10 protein-coding genes are annotated in these 14,173 nt (G+C 41.8%); 7 read left to right on the plus strand and 3 right to left on the minus strand.

What is annotated here, in order from left to right; all coding sequences use genetic code 11:
* Positions 1-244: 244 nt before the first annotated feature.
* Positions 245-3,193, minus strand: a complete 2,949-nt coding sequence (locus tag H5200_RS03180; protein ID WP_182760934.1) for a DUF3857 domain-containing transglutaminase family protein — start codon at positions 3,191-3,193, stop codon at positions 245-247.
* An 88-nt stretch (positions 3,194-3,281) separates the two neighbouring features.
* Positions 3,282-3,866, minus strand: coding sequence for an ATP-binding protein (locus H5200_RS03185; protein WP_182760935.1), 585 nt, complete (start codon positions 3,864-3,866; stop codon positions 3,282-3,284).
* Between the two features lie 303 nt (positions 3,867-4,169).
* Here H5200_RS03185 and H5200_RS03190 point away from each other — a divergent pair, with 303 nt between their 5' ends.
* The 7 genes from H5200_RS03190 to H5200_RS03220 all read left to right on the plus strand — a co-directional run bounded on the left by H5200_RS03190 (position 4,170) and on the right by H5200_RS03220 (position 12,807).
* Positions 4,170-5,816 (plus strand): methyl-accepting chemotaxis protein, encoded by a 1,647-nt coding sequence (locus H5200_RS03190; RefSeq protein ID WP_182717510.1) that lies wholly within the window; start codon positions 4,170-4,172, stop codon positions 5,814-5,816.
* Positions 5,817-6,095: 279 nt separating this feature from the next.
* On the plus strand, positions 6,096-7,337 hold the full coding sequence (locus tag H5200_RS03195) for an OprO/OprP family phosphate-selective porin (RefSeq protein WP_145240101.1): 1,242 nt from the start codon (positions 6,096-6,098) through the stop codon (positions 7,335-7,337).
* 12 nt (positions 7,338-7,349) lie between these two features.
* Entirely contained in the window at positions 7,350-8,333 is a 984-nt protein-coding gene (locus tag H5200_RS03200) for a tripartite tricarboxylate transporter substrate binding protein (RefSeq protein WP_145240099.1), read from the plus strand.
* 11 nt (positions 8,334-8,344) lie between these two features.
* Positions 8,345-8,812: a tripartite tricarboxylate transporter TctB family protein gene (locus tag H5200_RS03205; protein ID WP_145240097.1), complete on the plus strand. Its 468-nt coding sequence runs from the start codon at positions 8,345-8,347 to the stop codon at positions 8,810-8,812.
* Between the two features lie 3 nt (positions 8,813-8,815).
* Positions 8,816-10,357 (plus strand): tripartite tricarboxylate transporter permease, encoded by a 1,542-nt coding sequence (locus H5200_RS03210; protein WP_182757888.1) that lies wholly within the window; start codon positions 8,816-8,818, stop codon positions 10,355-10,357.
* Positions 10,358-10,369: 12 nt separating this feature from the next.
* Entirely contained in the window at positions 10,370-11,992 is a 1,623-nt protein-coding gene (locus tag H5200_RS03215) for a sensor histidine kinase (RefSeq protein WP_145240093.1), read from the plus strand.
* A 92-nt stretch (positions 11,993-12,084) separates the two neighbouring features.
* Positions 12,085-12,807: a response regulator gene (locus H5200_RS03220; protein ID WP_149982231.1), complete on the plus strand. Its 723-nt coding sequence runs from the start codon at positions 12,085-12,087 to the stop codon at positions 12,805-12,807.
* Here the strand turns inward: H5200_RS03220 and H5200_RS03225 are convergent.
* A complete protein-coding gene (locus tag H5200_RS03225) occupies positions 12,804-14,096 on the minus strand; it encodes a DUF3472 domain-containing protein (RefSeq protein ID WP_182735022.1) in 1,293 nt (430 codons plus the stop codon). The genes H5200_RS03220 and H5200_RS03225 overlap by 4 nt on opposite strands.
* Positions 14,097-14,173: the final 77 nt, after the last annotated feature.

Below are 14,173 nucleotides of genomic sequence, written 5' to 3' on the forward strand. Positions count from 1 at the left end.
GTTTACGTGCGCCACACGTGTTTCAGGGTCGAGAAACAAATCAGTTTATTCCGTACAAGTCGTTGTGCTTTGCGTCTTGTTGATATTGATTATCAGTTAGATCTTATGATCTGTCAACACCCATTTGCAAATAATTCTCATTTATTTTATTTGCTGATAAAAACAACAAATAAAGCACTTTGTTGGCATTAATATTACACAGCCCGATTTCTTGCTGATATTAGATTATTTTGCTTGCTAATGCTTATGGCGTCTTATTACTTGCAATGCGGTTATTTATTTGTTCTACCAATTCTTTATCTTTGCTTCCTTCGCTATTAACTATAAGTAAAAAGTGCTCGCCTTGTTTGTCGATAACTTTAATCACTGTATTATCAAGTTGTGTTCTGCCATAAGTGACTTCGACGCTAGTAACATCCTTAAAGTGTTTTAAGTTTGATTCAAGTTGGCCTTGTTCATTTTGCCAATAGCTAAAAATGTAGTTGTCGCTTATACCATTGCCGTCGTTACGAAAATCTACCCACGCATCGCTGTAAAAATATAAAACATCTTCATCAATAGGTACTAATTGATGGCGTTTTAAGAATTGCATTTGAAATGACCACAATTTATCGCCTTTTACGATAGCGGTACTCGGTAATAAATAGACTTCTTCCAGTAAGCTTAAAAATAAAATAGGTACCCAGATTGTGGCGATAACTATATTTCTTACTCGCCATTTAGAATTGTATGCAAGTGCGTCAGATGATTGGTTTAGGTGTTGAATGTAATTAACTAATGGCAGCCATAAAAATGGCAGGATACAAATAGCTATAGTAGTTGCTTCGTCAATACGGGTCATGAGACTTGCCAAAATAACCAGTAACCACGCAATAATTGCCAAGACGTTTGGCATGATTTTATTTTTATTGTGCTGCGTTTGGCTGTGTGCAACTAGCTCTAAATATAAAGAGTAATAAAAAAATATCGCGAAAATCCCGCGAGCAATCGGCATGATATGACTATTTTGCTGTATTTTAATTGCTTTCCAGTTGCGATAACTCCAGTAGTTAATAAAAAGTCCTAAAGTAAAAATACTATAAAGAATAAACTTTGCATTAGTAACTGGGTAAAACTGCGCATCACTAAATGTTGGGCGCTTTGCTGACTCGATACGCCATGCCACAATAAAAAATATCAGTGCGAGCAGGTAAGCAAGTAATACTACAATGATCCAATTATCGTTTAAATCAAAACTGCTAGTGGTATCTGCAGTTACATATTTAACAATGCCAAACTGCGCATTGTCGATTAGCTTGTCTCGTTCGCTCAGGTACAGTTTAATCTGATCAGCTGGAATATGATCTTGTTTGGCGCTAAATGAAAAATCGAGTGTTAATATATTGTCCGTAAAGTGGATATTCTTTTTGAAATTAAAGAACGCATTATCAATTTCACTTTGCTTATTATCAAAGTGCCAATTTGGTTCTTCAAATTTTATTTTAATAGTTGTTTCAATATTATTTGGGTACTTAAAATACAGCGGCGTTGTGCGATTAATTTGATCGGGTTCGTAAACGCTATTTTGTATCTCTGAGGCATAAAAGTCAGCTCTGAGTCCTTCGTCGTCAGGTTGCCAAAAATCATTAATAAGGTAAAACTCGTCACTTAACAGCTCGCCGTTATTTGTATTCTCAGTTACCGTCATCGGCTTATCAATGGCTATGCCTTGAAAATAGCCTTGGTAATATTCTAGGTAATCTTTCGCTATTTTATCGAGTCCATTGCGGGCTAATGAACTGCGTCTATTTACAGCATCAAACTGGCTATATATGTAACTAGTTTGAAATGTTGTTGGCTGTTCAGGTTTAAGAGCTATGGTGTAGTTATCATGTGTTTTAATTGTAATACCATCTACAGGGGGACTCATTTTTGTAAGCTGTTGCTCAAAAGGTTTAACAATCAAGGCATAACCATAATTTGGTTGTGCTAAATGCGCTAAAGTTCCGGTTTGATAGTTTATTGTTGGATCTAGCCAATAACGTTGACCTGCATGCTCAAGCGTGACAATGACATGATCAAATATTTGTGCTGAGGCTGGTAGTTCAATTAACCGTTTACCTTCGTCAGTGTTCACTAATGCAGGATAGGCTTTGATCCCCATTGCTTTAAGTAATGAAATTAGCAGTACGGTTTTGTCTTTACAATCACCATAACGAAGTGCCAGAGTTTCAGATGCCGACGTTGGTTGGTGGGAGTTAGTACCCATCTCCAAGCCTAAATAACGAACCTCGTCTTGACTGAATTTTAATGCAGCGGCGATACGATCGGAGGCTTGTGGATTATGCATGGCTATTTCATCGGCAATGAGTGTTACAGGATCTGTTACTTCTATTGCGGATTGATATAAAGGGGCTGCCCAGTTAGCAACTTCCTGCCATGATTTTAATTCAGAGAAAAAAACCTGTTTATACGGGTTATACCAATATGGTGTTTGGCTTGAAGATGTGATTGTTGCTTGATTGTGTAAGCTGATTTGATAGTCATGACCAACAGCGAGCGGGGTGTCTTTTATGTCAACCTCGCCGTTAATTGTATTGATATAAAGTGGTGTGGGTTTTTGCCATAACACACGCATAAATTGTTGCGCCACCGGTACCGACCAGTTTAATGTGCGAGACGCGCTAAAATGTTGGTAAATAGGGTTGCGGCCAGTAATCGTAAAGCTGTAATCGAGCTGGTCGTTAATGCGCATATCATCAACAATAATATTTAAACTTAGGCTGCCGTTGTAAATTCCATTGGCTAATTCGGTTTCTCGTTGTAAGACCTTAAATTGTGCGCTAGCGAGTTTATTTATGTATTGCCCATCTCGGATAAGGCCAAGACTATTGAGTGTGAGGGTTTGATAACTGGGATCAAAGTCTAAATTAAGTTGGCTAATGTAATCGATGCCAGTTTGGTTCACCGCCTGCATCACAGTACGCGTGTAGCGCTGCTGAGGATGTTGAGCAGATACTTTTATTTGGGTATCAAGTAATCGGTAATAAGTACCATCGACGATTTGGTTGACTGGGATTTCCGTTTTAATCAGTGGCTGTTGTTTCACCCAATCATCTGCAGCTTGGATTTGGTATTCTTGGCTGGTGCTATAAAAACTTATAACTAAAAAACACACACTGAGTGTGAGGCTCGTTAATTGAGTCCATTTCATTATTGTTCTTCTTTTTGGCTGGTTTTAAGTGTCCCTATTGTTGTTAGATTACCAAGCTATGGCTTATAAGCCAATAAAATACAGGGCATTATCTTGGTAAGGTAACTAATACACGAGTACCTTGACCTTCAGGATTGGCTAATAATTGTAACTGACCACCTTGATTACGAATGAGTTCGCGGCTGATCACTAAACCGATCCCCGCGCCTTGCGCTTTTGTTGAATAAAAAGGCACGAATAGGTTATCAGGATTTGTAATACCAGTGCCGCTATCGAGCAGCTTAATAACAACTTTATCTTTATGTTGTTGCCAGCTAAGAGTAGGTGCGCTTCTACCTCCGGCTTCAAAGGCATTTTTAATTAGATTGATCAGTGCTTGTTCTAACTGGCCTAAATCTACATTGAAGTGCTGAGGTTCGACCATGGCGCTATCGGTATTGGTTAAATAACGCTGATACTTTGATTTTAAACGGCCAAAGCCACGTATTTTTATTACAAAATCAGCTTGAGTTACGGTGGCTATTTGCAGTTGATTAGCCGCCAATGTGGTAGGTGCTAGCCATGAGTAAATCAGCCAAATAATAAGCGCTATGCTAATAAGTAAGGTACCAAATATGAGTTTTTTACGCTGACTCGGTTTGGTGCTGCGTTTTAAGGTGCTATCTATATCCATGGCATTGGTAATTTGTTGTTAAGGCAATTGAATAGCCTAAAGCGAATAACATGCCAAACTATAAGTGATTGAAATTCCTTGGTTTGCTTTTTTATTGTTAGAAGCAGTTTCCCAGCTTTGGGAAAATAAAATTAAAAGTGGGAGTGTGGCTTATAGGGCTTAATAAATATACTTGGAATGGTCGTGGCTATTAGTTTTTTTAATTCTTTTTGTTCATTTAGTTTATTTGTTTTTTCAGGTACATAGCGCTATTTTTCTTTTAAACACATCCTCCCATTGCCCGCAAACTGATAAGTGATAAAAATGAGCCAATTTATAAATAACCTTAGCTTTCGAGTTAAATTTGCTATTCCTGTCGTCGTCGCCTTAGTTATTTTTTCGGTGTTGTCGGGTTACGTGTTGTATACGTTTAAAGAGCAAGCTCGACTTAACAGTTTTATAAGTTTAGAGGTGCGAACGGTGCTGGACGATCTTGAAGACGGCTATCGTGATCTCTTTCAGGTGAAAACGGCAGGTTTGAGCATGGTGCTAGGACAAGGCGACAAACAAAACTATATAGTACAGCTTGCAGAGTACCGAGATAATATAGTCCGTATCGACGCGCGCCTTTCTAGCCCATTAAAGCTGGTGAAGTCTGGCTACATTGATGCGATCAATGCACAGCGGGTTACGAATATCAAAGCCGATGTCGCTATTTGGTCTCGTTACTACCAAGCACTTTTTAGTGATCACCAGCTTGCGGCTAGTTACTTAGCTGAGCATAAACAAGATATGGAAGCAGTGTTAGCGCGTATTCGCAAAAATGTTACTAGCATGCGTGATGAAATAGATGCCAAACTTACAAATTCTTTAATTGAAGTAACCGCTAATCAAGAGTCTGCTAGCTTTGCTTTGCAGTTTGGTATTGTATTGAGCTTTGTTTTATCAATAGCTGCAACTTGGCTGCTGTCTACCGTTATTTTGGCGCCGTTAAAGAAAATGCAGTTAGCATTAGAAAACATAGCTAGTGGCCAAGGCGATCTCACGCAACGGTTAAACAGTGAGTCAAACGATGAAATGGGTGCGCTTGCGCGTTCGTTTAATACCTTTATCAGTAAAATTCATAACACAGTATTGGCGGTTGTCGGCTCGGCTGAACAGGTGCGCAATGAAACTGAAAGTTTGCGCATTATTACTGCAAGTGTATTAAGTGAAGCCAGTAATCAGCAAATAGAAAGTGAGCAAGTGGCAGCTGCGGTAAATGAAATGAGCACGACCAGTGATAACGTAAGCCAAAACGCTAATGATGCGGCCAGTGCCACAAGTACTGCTAATAATGATGCCAATGTAGCAAAAGCCACAATTGAAGAAACCATTTCGTTAATTAATCAACTGGTGACCGACATTTCGGCATCGAGCGACGTAATAAACACCTTAGAGCAAGATGTAATGAATATCGCCACTGTGCTTGATGTTATCCGTGGTATTGCTGATCAAACAAACTTGTTAGCGTTAAATGCGGCCATTGAAGCCGCGCGCGCGGGTGAGCAGGGGCGAGGCTTTGCGGTCGTTGCTGACGAGGTGCGTTCATTAGCGAGTCGCACGCAAGATAGTACCGGAGAGATCAACGCTATGATTGAAAAGCTCCAACAAGGTACCAATCAAGCGGTTGGTGCAATGCAAGCCAGTACCAAAAGCGGTCAACAAACGATTGAGCACTCTCGCGGTGCCGCGCAATCGGTGCAGCGTATTAATGACGCAGTTACCATTATTAACGATATGAACATGCAAATTGCCACCGCTGCCACGCAGCAAAGCCAAGTGAGTGAAGATGTGAATATCAATGTGCAACGTATTGCGACATCAAGTGGCAATATGCTAGACAAAGTGGATCAGGCTGAGCGTGCATGCCAAGCATTGGCACAGCAGTGTCAACAGTTAGACAACCTAGTAAGCAACTTTAAAGTATAAGTATTATCAAGGGGGTGAATTATTTATCACCCCTTAAGATGCCTCTTTTAGCTAAACCTCAATAAATAATCAATTACTATCAACGAGTTATTAAACTGTAGTTTTGTGCATATTGTGCGTGATTTTTATGCGCTAAATGCATTTTAAGCAGATCAATGCAGCTTAAATTCTAAACATTTCGTTAATCTGACGTTAACACTATGCTCGAAGACAGATAGCAGTGTGTAGTCGCTCATCTAACGACAACAAAATCATCAACAGGTGTGGAGAGAACAACCAATGAAAGCAAGTAACACACAATTGGCTTTAGCCATTGCAGCAGCACTAGCAAGTACCTCAGCATTCGCTGCCAATGACACTGAAAAATTACAGCAGCAACTAGACGAACTACAAAAAGAAGTCGCTGCGCTGAAGAAGTCTAGCGGCTTTAATTTGGAATTTGGTGGTCGAGTGCAACTTGATTACAACTATTTTGATGGTGCATATAACGCGAATAATGACGGTGATGCGGGCGGTGATTTTTTTGCGCGTCGTATCCGTACTTATGTTGAAAGTGAGCATGGTAACTGGGATCACAAGTTACTGCTTGAGTTTGCCGAAGGCACAGCAGAAATCGTGATGGCGCGAGTTCGTTATAATTTCGATAATGGTCTAAAAATTAAAGCGGGTAAAATCCGTGAAGACATCACCTTAAATGGCTTAACGAGCTCTAAGCATACCAATACTATAGAGCGTAGTACGCTAGCCAATACTTTTTCGCCGTTCTTCCGTTGGGGAGCGTCAGCGTCTCAATACTTTAAAGACAGTGGTTTTCGTTATGCCGTTGGTGTTTATAAAAATGATGCCTTTGGTGCTACGGGTCATGACGAAGATGATCAACTAACACTCGCTGCAACGGGACGTGTTACTTGGTCAAGCGCAGCCCCAGGCGATGTGATTCATTTAGGTGCGTGGCATTCATACCGTGATATGGGTGGTAACGAGTTAGGTGCGCGCTTTGCCCGTGGCGAAATACGTGAAGCCAATGTACGTCTTGTTGATTACGCGGTGGGTGGTAATGCCGTGGCATTGGATAGTTTGTCGCAAAGTGGTCTTGAGTTTGCGTATCAAGCTGATGCATTAACGCTAGAGGCTGAATACGCAAGCCGCACACTCGATGCTGTTAATGGCGCCGACCCGCTTGATGGCGAGCGTTATGACGGTTTTCATGTATCAGCGAGCTACTTCTTAGGTGGTGAGCAACGCAGGTACAAAGCCGGTTCAGCATTATTTGTACAACCTAAAGGCATTAAAGATGCGTGGGAGCTTGTCGCCCGAGTATCACAAATGGATGCAACAAGTAGCACACAAGGTACTGAAGTAACTACTTATACCCTAGGCACATCCTATTATATCAGCAGCGATATCAAATTTATGGGCAACTTGATCTACAGCGATGTAGAGGGCCCAGGCGCAACTGCGTTAGTGGGTGATGAAGACTCAGGTATGGGCTTTAGTGCGCGCATGCAGTATTTATTTTAGGAGTAAATTGAGATGAACTTACTTAAAAAATCATTTAAATCATTTAAAACTACGGTACTTGCGGCATCGTTAGTACTAAGCAGTCCGTTTGCTATGGCTGACATTCACTTTTTAGTACCGGGCGGCCCTGGTGGCGGCTGGGATACCACAGCACGCGGTGTGGGTGAAGGTTTAGTGAAAGCGGGTATTGAAGATAATGCGTCTTTTCAAAATATGTCGGGCGGCGGCGGTGGCCGTGCAATCGCTTATCTGATTGAGTCTGGTACTAAAAAAGGCGATATCTTAATGGTTAACTCAACACCTATCGTGTTGCGGGCACTAACCGGTAAAATTCCTTACAGCTACCGTGATTTAACTCCCGTTGCCAGTATGATTGCCGACTACGGTGCATTTGTAGTACGTAACGATTCGCCATTTAAAACCTGGCAGGATGTGATCGCAGCAATGAAAGAAGATTCAGGCTCTGTAAAAGTAGCTGGTGGCTCTGCACGTGGCAGCATGGATCACTTAGTTGCAGCGCAAGCAGTTAAAGCGGCAGGCCTTGACGGACGTCGTTTGCGTTATATCCCTTATGACGCGGGTGGTAAAGCCAAAGCAGGGTTGTTATCTGGCGAGGTTAACTTACTTTCTACCGGACTTAGCGAAGCGTTAGAAGTCGCTAATGGCGGTCAAGCGCGCATTCTAGCTGTGACCTCTGGTGAGGCACTACCAGATTATCCACAAATTCCAACCTTAAAATCACTTGGTTATGATATGGAGTTTGTTAATTGGCGTGGTTTCTTCGCGGCACCTAATTTACCGGCTGATAAACTTGCAGAATACACCGAGAAGTTACGTAAATTACAAACCACTCCAGAGTGGGAAGTAGTCCGTGCACGTAACGGTTGGTTAAACCTATTCCAAGAAAAAGATCAATTTATAAAGTCACTTGAACAGCAAGAAGCACAGCTTAAAGTTGTTATGGAAGAACTCGGCTTTATTCGTACGTCACGTTAATCGAGGCTTTTATGTTGAATCGCGAACTACTAGGGCCAAGTTTATTCTTGGCGCTATTTACCCTCTACGCCATTGTTGCATGGCAAATTCCGTTACTCCCATTTGAAGAGTATGAAACGGTTACTTCTGCCACCTTACCTAAAGTATATGCGGCATTTGGTATTATCGTTTGTCTGCTTTCTATCGGGGCTACTTTACTTAAACCAACTGCAGCCGTTGATGAAGATAATGCGCTCGAAAAGTCACATGTATTGCGAACAATCGGGTTGCTTATATTGATGGTGATATATAGCGCAGCGCTTGAGCCTATTGGCTTTTTAATCTCAACCAGTGCGTTTTTATTAGTTGGCTTTTTTGTTATGGGTGAGCGCCGCAAGGCTATTCTCTTATTGGCCTCTATCCCTGTTGCTGTAGTGTTTTGGTTTTTAATGACCCAAGTGCTCGGTATTTATTTGGTTCCTGGCAACCTGTGGAGTTAAATTATGTTTGATGGAATTATGCTGGGCTTGTCGACCGTACTCGACTGGAACAATTTATTGTATGTCATAGTGGGTTGTTTTGTTGGTACCTTTATCGGCATGCTTCCGGGGCTTGGGCCAATTACTGCTATTGCGTTAATGATCCCAATTACTTATAGCATAGGTGCCGATTCAGGGATGATTCTGATGGCGGGGGTGTATTACGGTGCAATTTTTGGCGGTTCAACATCATCTATTTTAATTAATGCCCCAGGGGTGGCGGGTACAGTTGCGTCCTCTTTTGATGGCTATCCGCTGGCTAAACAAGGTCATGCTGGCAAAGCATTGGCGATAGCCGCTTACTCCTCCTTTATCGGCGGAACCATAGGCGCAATTTTATTGATGGTTGCAGCCCCCTTGTTGGCAAAAGTATCGCTGAGTTTTCAATCTCCAGATTACGTTGTACTGATGTTTTTAGGTTTAACAGCGATCGCGGCGTTTTCTAATAAAGGGCAATTTTTAAAAGCCATGATGATGACAGTATTTGGCTTAATGCTCGCGACTGTGGGGATTGATCCATCATCTGGTACTGAGCGTTTTACGTTAGGCCAAGCTGACTTACTTGATGGCATTAGCTTTTTATTAGTGGCAATGGCTACTTTTGCACTGGCTGAGGCGCTTATTAATGTAGTGCGTCCAGAGAAAAAAGAAACTAAAAGTATTAATGATTCAGACACACCGCAAATCGGTTCAACTAAATTGACCAAAGAAGAGATCAAAGACATTGCGCCAGTTATTGGCCGCTCGTCTATACTTGGTTTTATTGTTGGCGTATTGCCGGGTGCAGGTGCCACTATCGCTAGCTTTATGGCGTATGCGACGGAACGTAACTTAGCGCCTAAAGGCTTAAAAGAAAAGTTTGGTAAAGGTTCATTACGAGGCTTGGCAGCACCGGAGTCAGCTAACAATGCTGCGTGTACCGGTTCATTTGTACCATTACTTACATTAGGTATTCCAGGCTCGGGTACGACTGCTATTATGTTAGGTGCCTTAATTGCTTACGGTATTCAGCCAGGTCCAATGCTGATGCAAGAAAACCCAAGTGTATTTTGGGCGGTTATCGTTAGCATGTATTTTGGTAACATCGTATTGCTGATTTTGAATCTTCCTTTGATACCATATTTTGCAAAAGTATTAGCGATGCCAAAATCAGTATTAACGATAATGATTTTGTTCTTCAGCTTAATTGGCGTGTATTTAGTTTCCTTTAATACTTTTGATTTATTTATGATGGTTGGCTTTGCTGTGGTGGCGTTGGTATTACGATTACTGGCTTTCCCAATGGCACCATTACTATTAGGCTTTATTTTAGGCGACATGATTGAGCGTAACTTCCGTCGTTCAATGATGATCTCGGATGGTTCATTAAGCTTCTTATGGGAACGCCCACTAACATTGAGCATTTTTGTTATCTCAATATTAGTGTTGTTATTTCCATTAAAAGACTTTATAACCCAACGCCGGGCAGATAAAGCGGCGCTCAAAGTGAAGCAAGAGCATGCATAATTGAGGTAAAAAATGAGCTACACCAAGACGCAAAATCCGCTGCAAAACATAGTTAAAAAGCCTAAGCGTTTAGAAACGCGGTTAATAATTTGGGTTACAGGGCTGTGTGTATTACAAGCGGTGTTATTTGGCGGTTTGGTGTATCGAATTACCGCACAAAGTTTGCATGATCACATTGGTGACAAAGCACTCGCTGTGGCGACGAGTATTGCATCAAGCGATGATGTCGTTAAAGCTTTAAAGAACCCTAGTAACTTGGTGGCAATCAACCAAGAAATAGAAAATCTGCGCCAGCTAACTGGCGCAGATTTTATTGTTATTGGTGATAAAAATGCGCATCGAATCGTCCATCCAGATAGCAATAAACTCGGTAAAAAAATGGTTGGCGGTGATAGCCAAGACGCGTTACACGGCGAGCGTTATATTTCAGTGGCGCAGGGCAGCTTAGGTGAATCCATTCGCGGTAAAGTGCCGGTATACGATGAGCAACAAAATATTATTGGTTTGGTCTCGGTCGGTTTTTTAGTGCAATCGGTTGAGCCGTTGATCCGTGAGCGGATTGTTGAAATTATGATTTGGGGTTTGTTGTTAGTTGCTTTGAGTATTATTGCCGCTATCTTTATTGGTCAGCGAGTAAGAAATGCCATCTTTGGTTTGCAACCAGATGAAATAGCGAGGTTGTTTTCAGAGCAGGACGCTATTTTAAATACCATGCGTAGCGGTGTTATTGCACTTGATCCCGACGGACGAGTACGCAAACTGACTCAGCGTGCTTGCGAAATTTTAGATAAACCAGTCGCCTGTATTAATCAGTCATTAACTCTGAAAGATTTACTGCCAGAGCATGCTGAGTTTTTATTACGAAATCAGCGTCGTAAAATGGTTGGCTTTGAGTTGTTTGCTGCGGATAAACGTTTGGTGTTGTCGCGTTTTTCATTGCAAGTGCAAGGGCAGGCGGATGGTATTTTACTCACTCTGCGCCCAGCTGATGAGCTTGAATACTTGAGCCAGCAACTTACTAAAGTACAAGCATTTGCCGAGTTGTTGAGGGTGCAAACCCATGACTATTCGAATAAGCTAAATCTAATTGGGGCGCTTATTCAAATGGGTAAAAATGAGCAAGCAATCGAATTGATCGGCCAAGAAAGCCAAGGTTCACAAGCACAGATCCACCATTTATTAGAACGTATTCAAGATCCTGTGTTAGCCGGTTTGCTGGTGGGTAAATACCATAAAGCCCGCGAGTTAAACGTAGTATTGGAATTAAACCCAGAAAGTTTACTTGGTGCCATCGCACGTACTGAAATGTTAGAACGAGTAGTATCAATCTTGGGCAACTTAATTGATAACGCCATTGATGCGGCGATCAGAGCCAGTAAAGATCGAGAACCTCATGTACGAGTCACGGTTGATGAAACGAGTAAGACATTATTGTTTGATGTCGAAGACAGTGGTTTTGGCTTGGGTAACGACCATGAAGTGATATTTACCCCACAATACAGTTCAAAAGCAGGGGCAGAGCATGGCATTGGTTTATATTTAGTGAAAACTAATTTAGATTCGTGTGGTGGTAGTTTAGAAATTGGTGAGTCAGATTTAAAAGGCGCGCGATTAAGCGTCTATATTCCTAAATAACCCTAAGGTAATTTAGGCTAATAAGCAGTGGCCAAGCAAACAACAATAAAAGTAAATGGGCTAACATTGCAACGCTAAAATGAGTAATAAAAATGACATATTCAGTAGTTATCATCGAAGATGAGCTCGAAGTTGCACAACTTCTTGCTCAATACCTGCTTTTACCGAATGGGGTTGCGGGGAACCAAACTGCGCGACAAAGCTTGCGTCAAGGTCAGTATCAGGTAGTTGGTATTGCAGCAAACTTAAGTACTGCTACCGCGCTATTACAGGCGATAGAGCCCGATTTGATCTTACTTGATATCCATCTACCAGATGGCAATGGCCTTGAGTTATTAACAGACTTGCGTCGGCGCTCAATTAAAAGCGAAGTGATGCTACTGACTGCCGCCAAAGAAGTCGAAACTCTTGAAAAGGCAATGCAGTTAGGGGCCTGTGATTTTTTGGTTAAACCTTTGATGCTTAATCGACTTGATCAGGCGTTAGCGCGATTTGAGTCACGCCAGCAGTGTTTGTCTGATGCTAACGAGGTGACCCAATCTATGGTCGACACTTTATTTGGCTCAAGCGAACAAAGTAAAGCACCGGTTAGACTGCCGAAAGGGGTTGATCAGCTTACTTTAAAAAAGATTATTGATGCATTTAAAGAGCACAAAAAAACGCCTTTTACAGCACAGCAAATGGGCGATCTTGTAGGAGTAAGTCGCTCAACTGCACGCCGTTACTTAGAATATTTACTAGAGGCAGAGCAAGTCAGTGCCGACCAAAGCTATGGCAGCATAGGTCGGCCAGAGCGCTGTTATAAAATGGCTTAGTTATCTGGCAAAGCGCTTAAGTCTACCTCAGGCGCTTGACCAACTGGGCGTTCAAATTCACTGTGTAATTTAGTAGGGCCTGTAAAAAAGCCAGTATTGCGTAAGTAAAAACCTGCGTTTTCAGTGCCTCCTTGATAATCCATTCTCGATTGCTTGGCAGCCGTTGCATCATAAGTAAATTGTGCTTTATCAAGAGAGTGCCATTGGCCTTGAGTATCTCTGAGCCACTGATTACTGTATAACGCTTTGCGCTCGAATTGCCCTGCATCAGGGATGAAGTTTTCTAAGAAGCTGTGTGGCCTTGCCACATATGTATCTGTACTAGGGCGTCTAAATGAAGCAATGAACAGCCACTTTGCGGCGATAGGGTCATAAAAATATGCGCTGTAGTCGGTATGATTAGCAAGGTTTTCAGTCGGATTTACTTTCAATAAAAAGCGGTAGGTTTGTTCTGCTTGCCAAGGGAATACTAAATAGCTTTGCCCGCCAGAACCTTCATTACCAAACTTACCGGTATACACATCATGTCCTTTAGCTAATTGCTGAATACGCATTTCCACAGGAATAGCAGCTGGATCATCGGTCTGAAAAGGACTCCATACTGAAAATAATACTCGGCGTTCAGTGTCAGAGTTTACTTGCATACCAAAGTAACCCTCTGCAAAACCATTGGCCATAAAATACGAGCCTTGATGATCATACCCTTGTGGTACGCTCAGCTCTGAATAGAACCATTGATAGTTTTTAGTCTTGTCAGGTATGGGATAGTTTAAATGCACGGAAGGCCCGCGACGACCCCAATAAATATCATCTTTTACATATAAAGGCGCCGCCGACTCTTTATCTAGCGTGACAATAAGACCTTGAATATCAGCAAAGGTGTCAGCTGTTTTAGCGATACCGGTAAGTTGCAACTGTTGGTATCCGATTTGATCTGGCAGAAACTCGCCAAGATCGATATCTTGAAATTGCTGATTAGTGAGCGTAATTAACTGACTCTGTTGATTAAAGTCGACTTTAAGCTGGCTGCGATCGCCTGCAACTTTTACGCGCAACTTTAAATTAAAAGCCGCTTTTGTTGGCAGGTAAAAGTAGTGATTAACTGGTATTGCAGAGTCTTGCCAGTGCGTGATCCCCACATCACTAATCAGTTTTTTATTTGCTGCGATACTATGGCTAGTAGCACTATTACCATAACTGGGAATAAAGTAATCCGTGGTTTGGTTTGCCACTGCAAATGGCGAAAATGAAGTCCATAATAATGAACCAATAAATAGTAAAACTCTCATAGTGAGCTCCATAAAAAGCGCCGACAAACGGCGCTAATATAAGAGGGTATACCCAAGCCTCCTTAAGATGTGAATTC

Origin of the sequence: Pseudoalteromonas sp. SG43-7 (assembly GCF_014164295.1) — a bacterium.
Taxonomy (GTDB): Bacteria; Pseudomonadota; Gammaproteobacteria; order Enterobacterales; family Alteromonadaceae; genus Pseudoalteromonas; species Pseudoalteromonas rhizosphaerae.

What these genes read in the sequence shown, in the direction of transcription:
- H5200_RS03225 (WP_182735022.1), bottom strand. Translation starts at nt 14,096, where the DNA reads ATGAGAGTTTTACTATTTATTGGTTCATTATTATGGACTTCATTTTCG.
- H5200_RS03185 (WP_182760935.1), bottom strand. Translation starts at nt 3,866, where the DNA reads ATGGATATAGATAGCACCTTAAAACGCAGCACCAAACCGAGTCAGCGT.
- H5200_RS03200 (WP_145240099.1), top strand. Translation starts at nt 7,350, where the DNA reads ATGAACTTACTTAAAAAATCATTTAAATCATTTAAAACTACGGTACTT.
- H5200_RS03180 (WP_182760934.1), bottom strand. Translation starts at nt 3,193, where the DNA reads ATGAAATGGACTCAATTAACGAGCCTCACACTCAGTGTGTGTTTTTTA.
- H5200_RS03190 (WP_182717510.1), top strand. Translation starts at nt 4,170, where the DNA reads ATGAGCCAATTTATAAATAACCTTAGCTTTCGAGTTAAATTTGCTATT.
- H5200_RS03215 (WP_145240093.1), top strand. Translation starts at nt 10,370, where the DNA reads ATGAGCTACACCAAGACGCAAAATCCGCTGCAAAACATAGTTAAAAAG.
- H5200_RS03195 (WP_145240101.1), top strand. Translation starts at nt 6,096, where the DNA reads ATGAAAGCAAGTAACACACAATTGGCTTTAGCCATTGCAGCAGCACTA.
- H5200_RS03220 (WP_149982231.1), top strand. Translation starts at nt 12,085, where the DNA reads ATGACATATTCAGTAGTTATCATCGAAGATGAGCTCGAAGTTGCACAA.
- H5200_RS03210 (WP_182757888.1), top strand. Translation starts at nt 8,816, where the DNA reads ATGTTTGATGGAATTATGCTGGGCTTGTCGACCGTACTCGACTGGAAC.
- H5200_RS03205 (WP_145240097.1), top strand. Translation starts at nt 8,345, where the DNA reads ATGTTGAATCGCGAACTACTAGGGCCAAGTTTATTCTTGGCGCTATTT.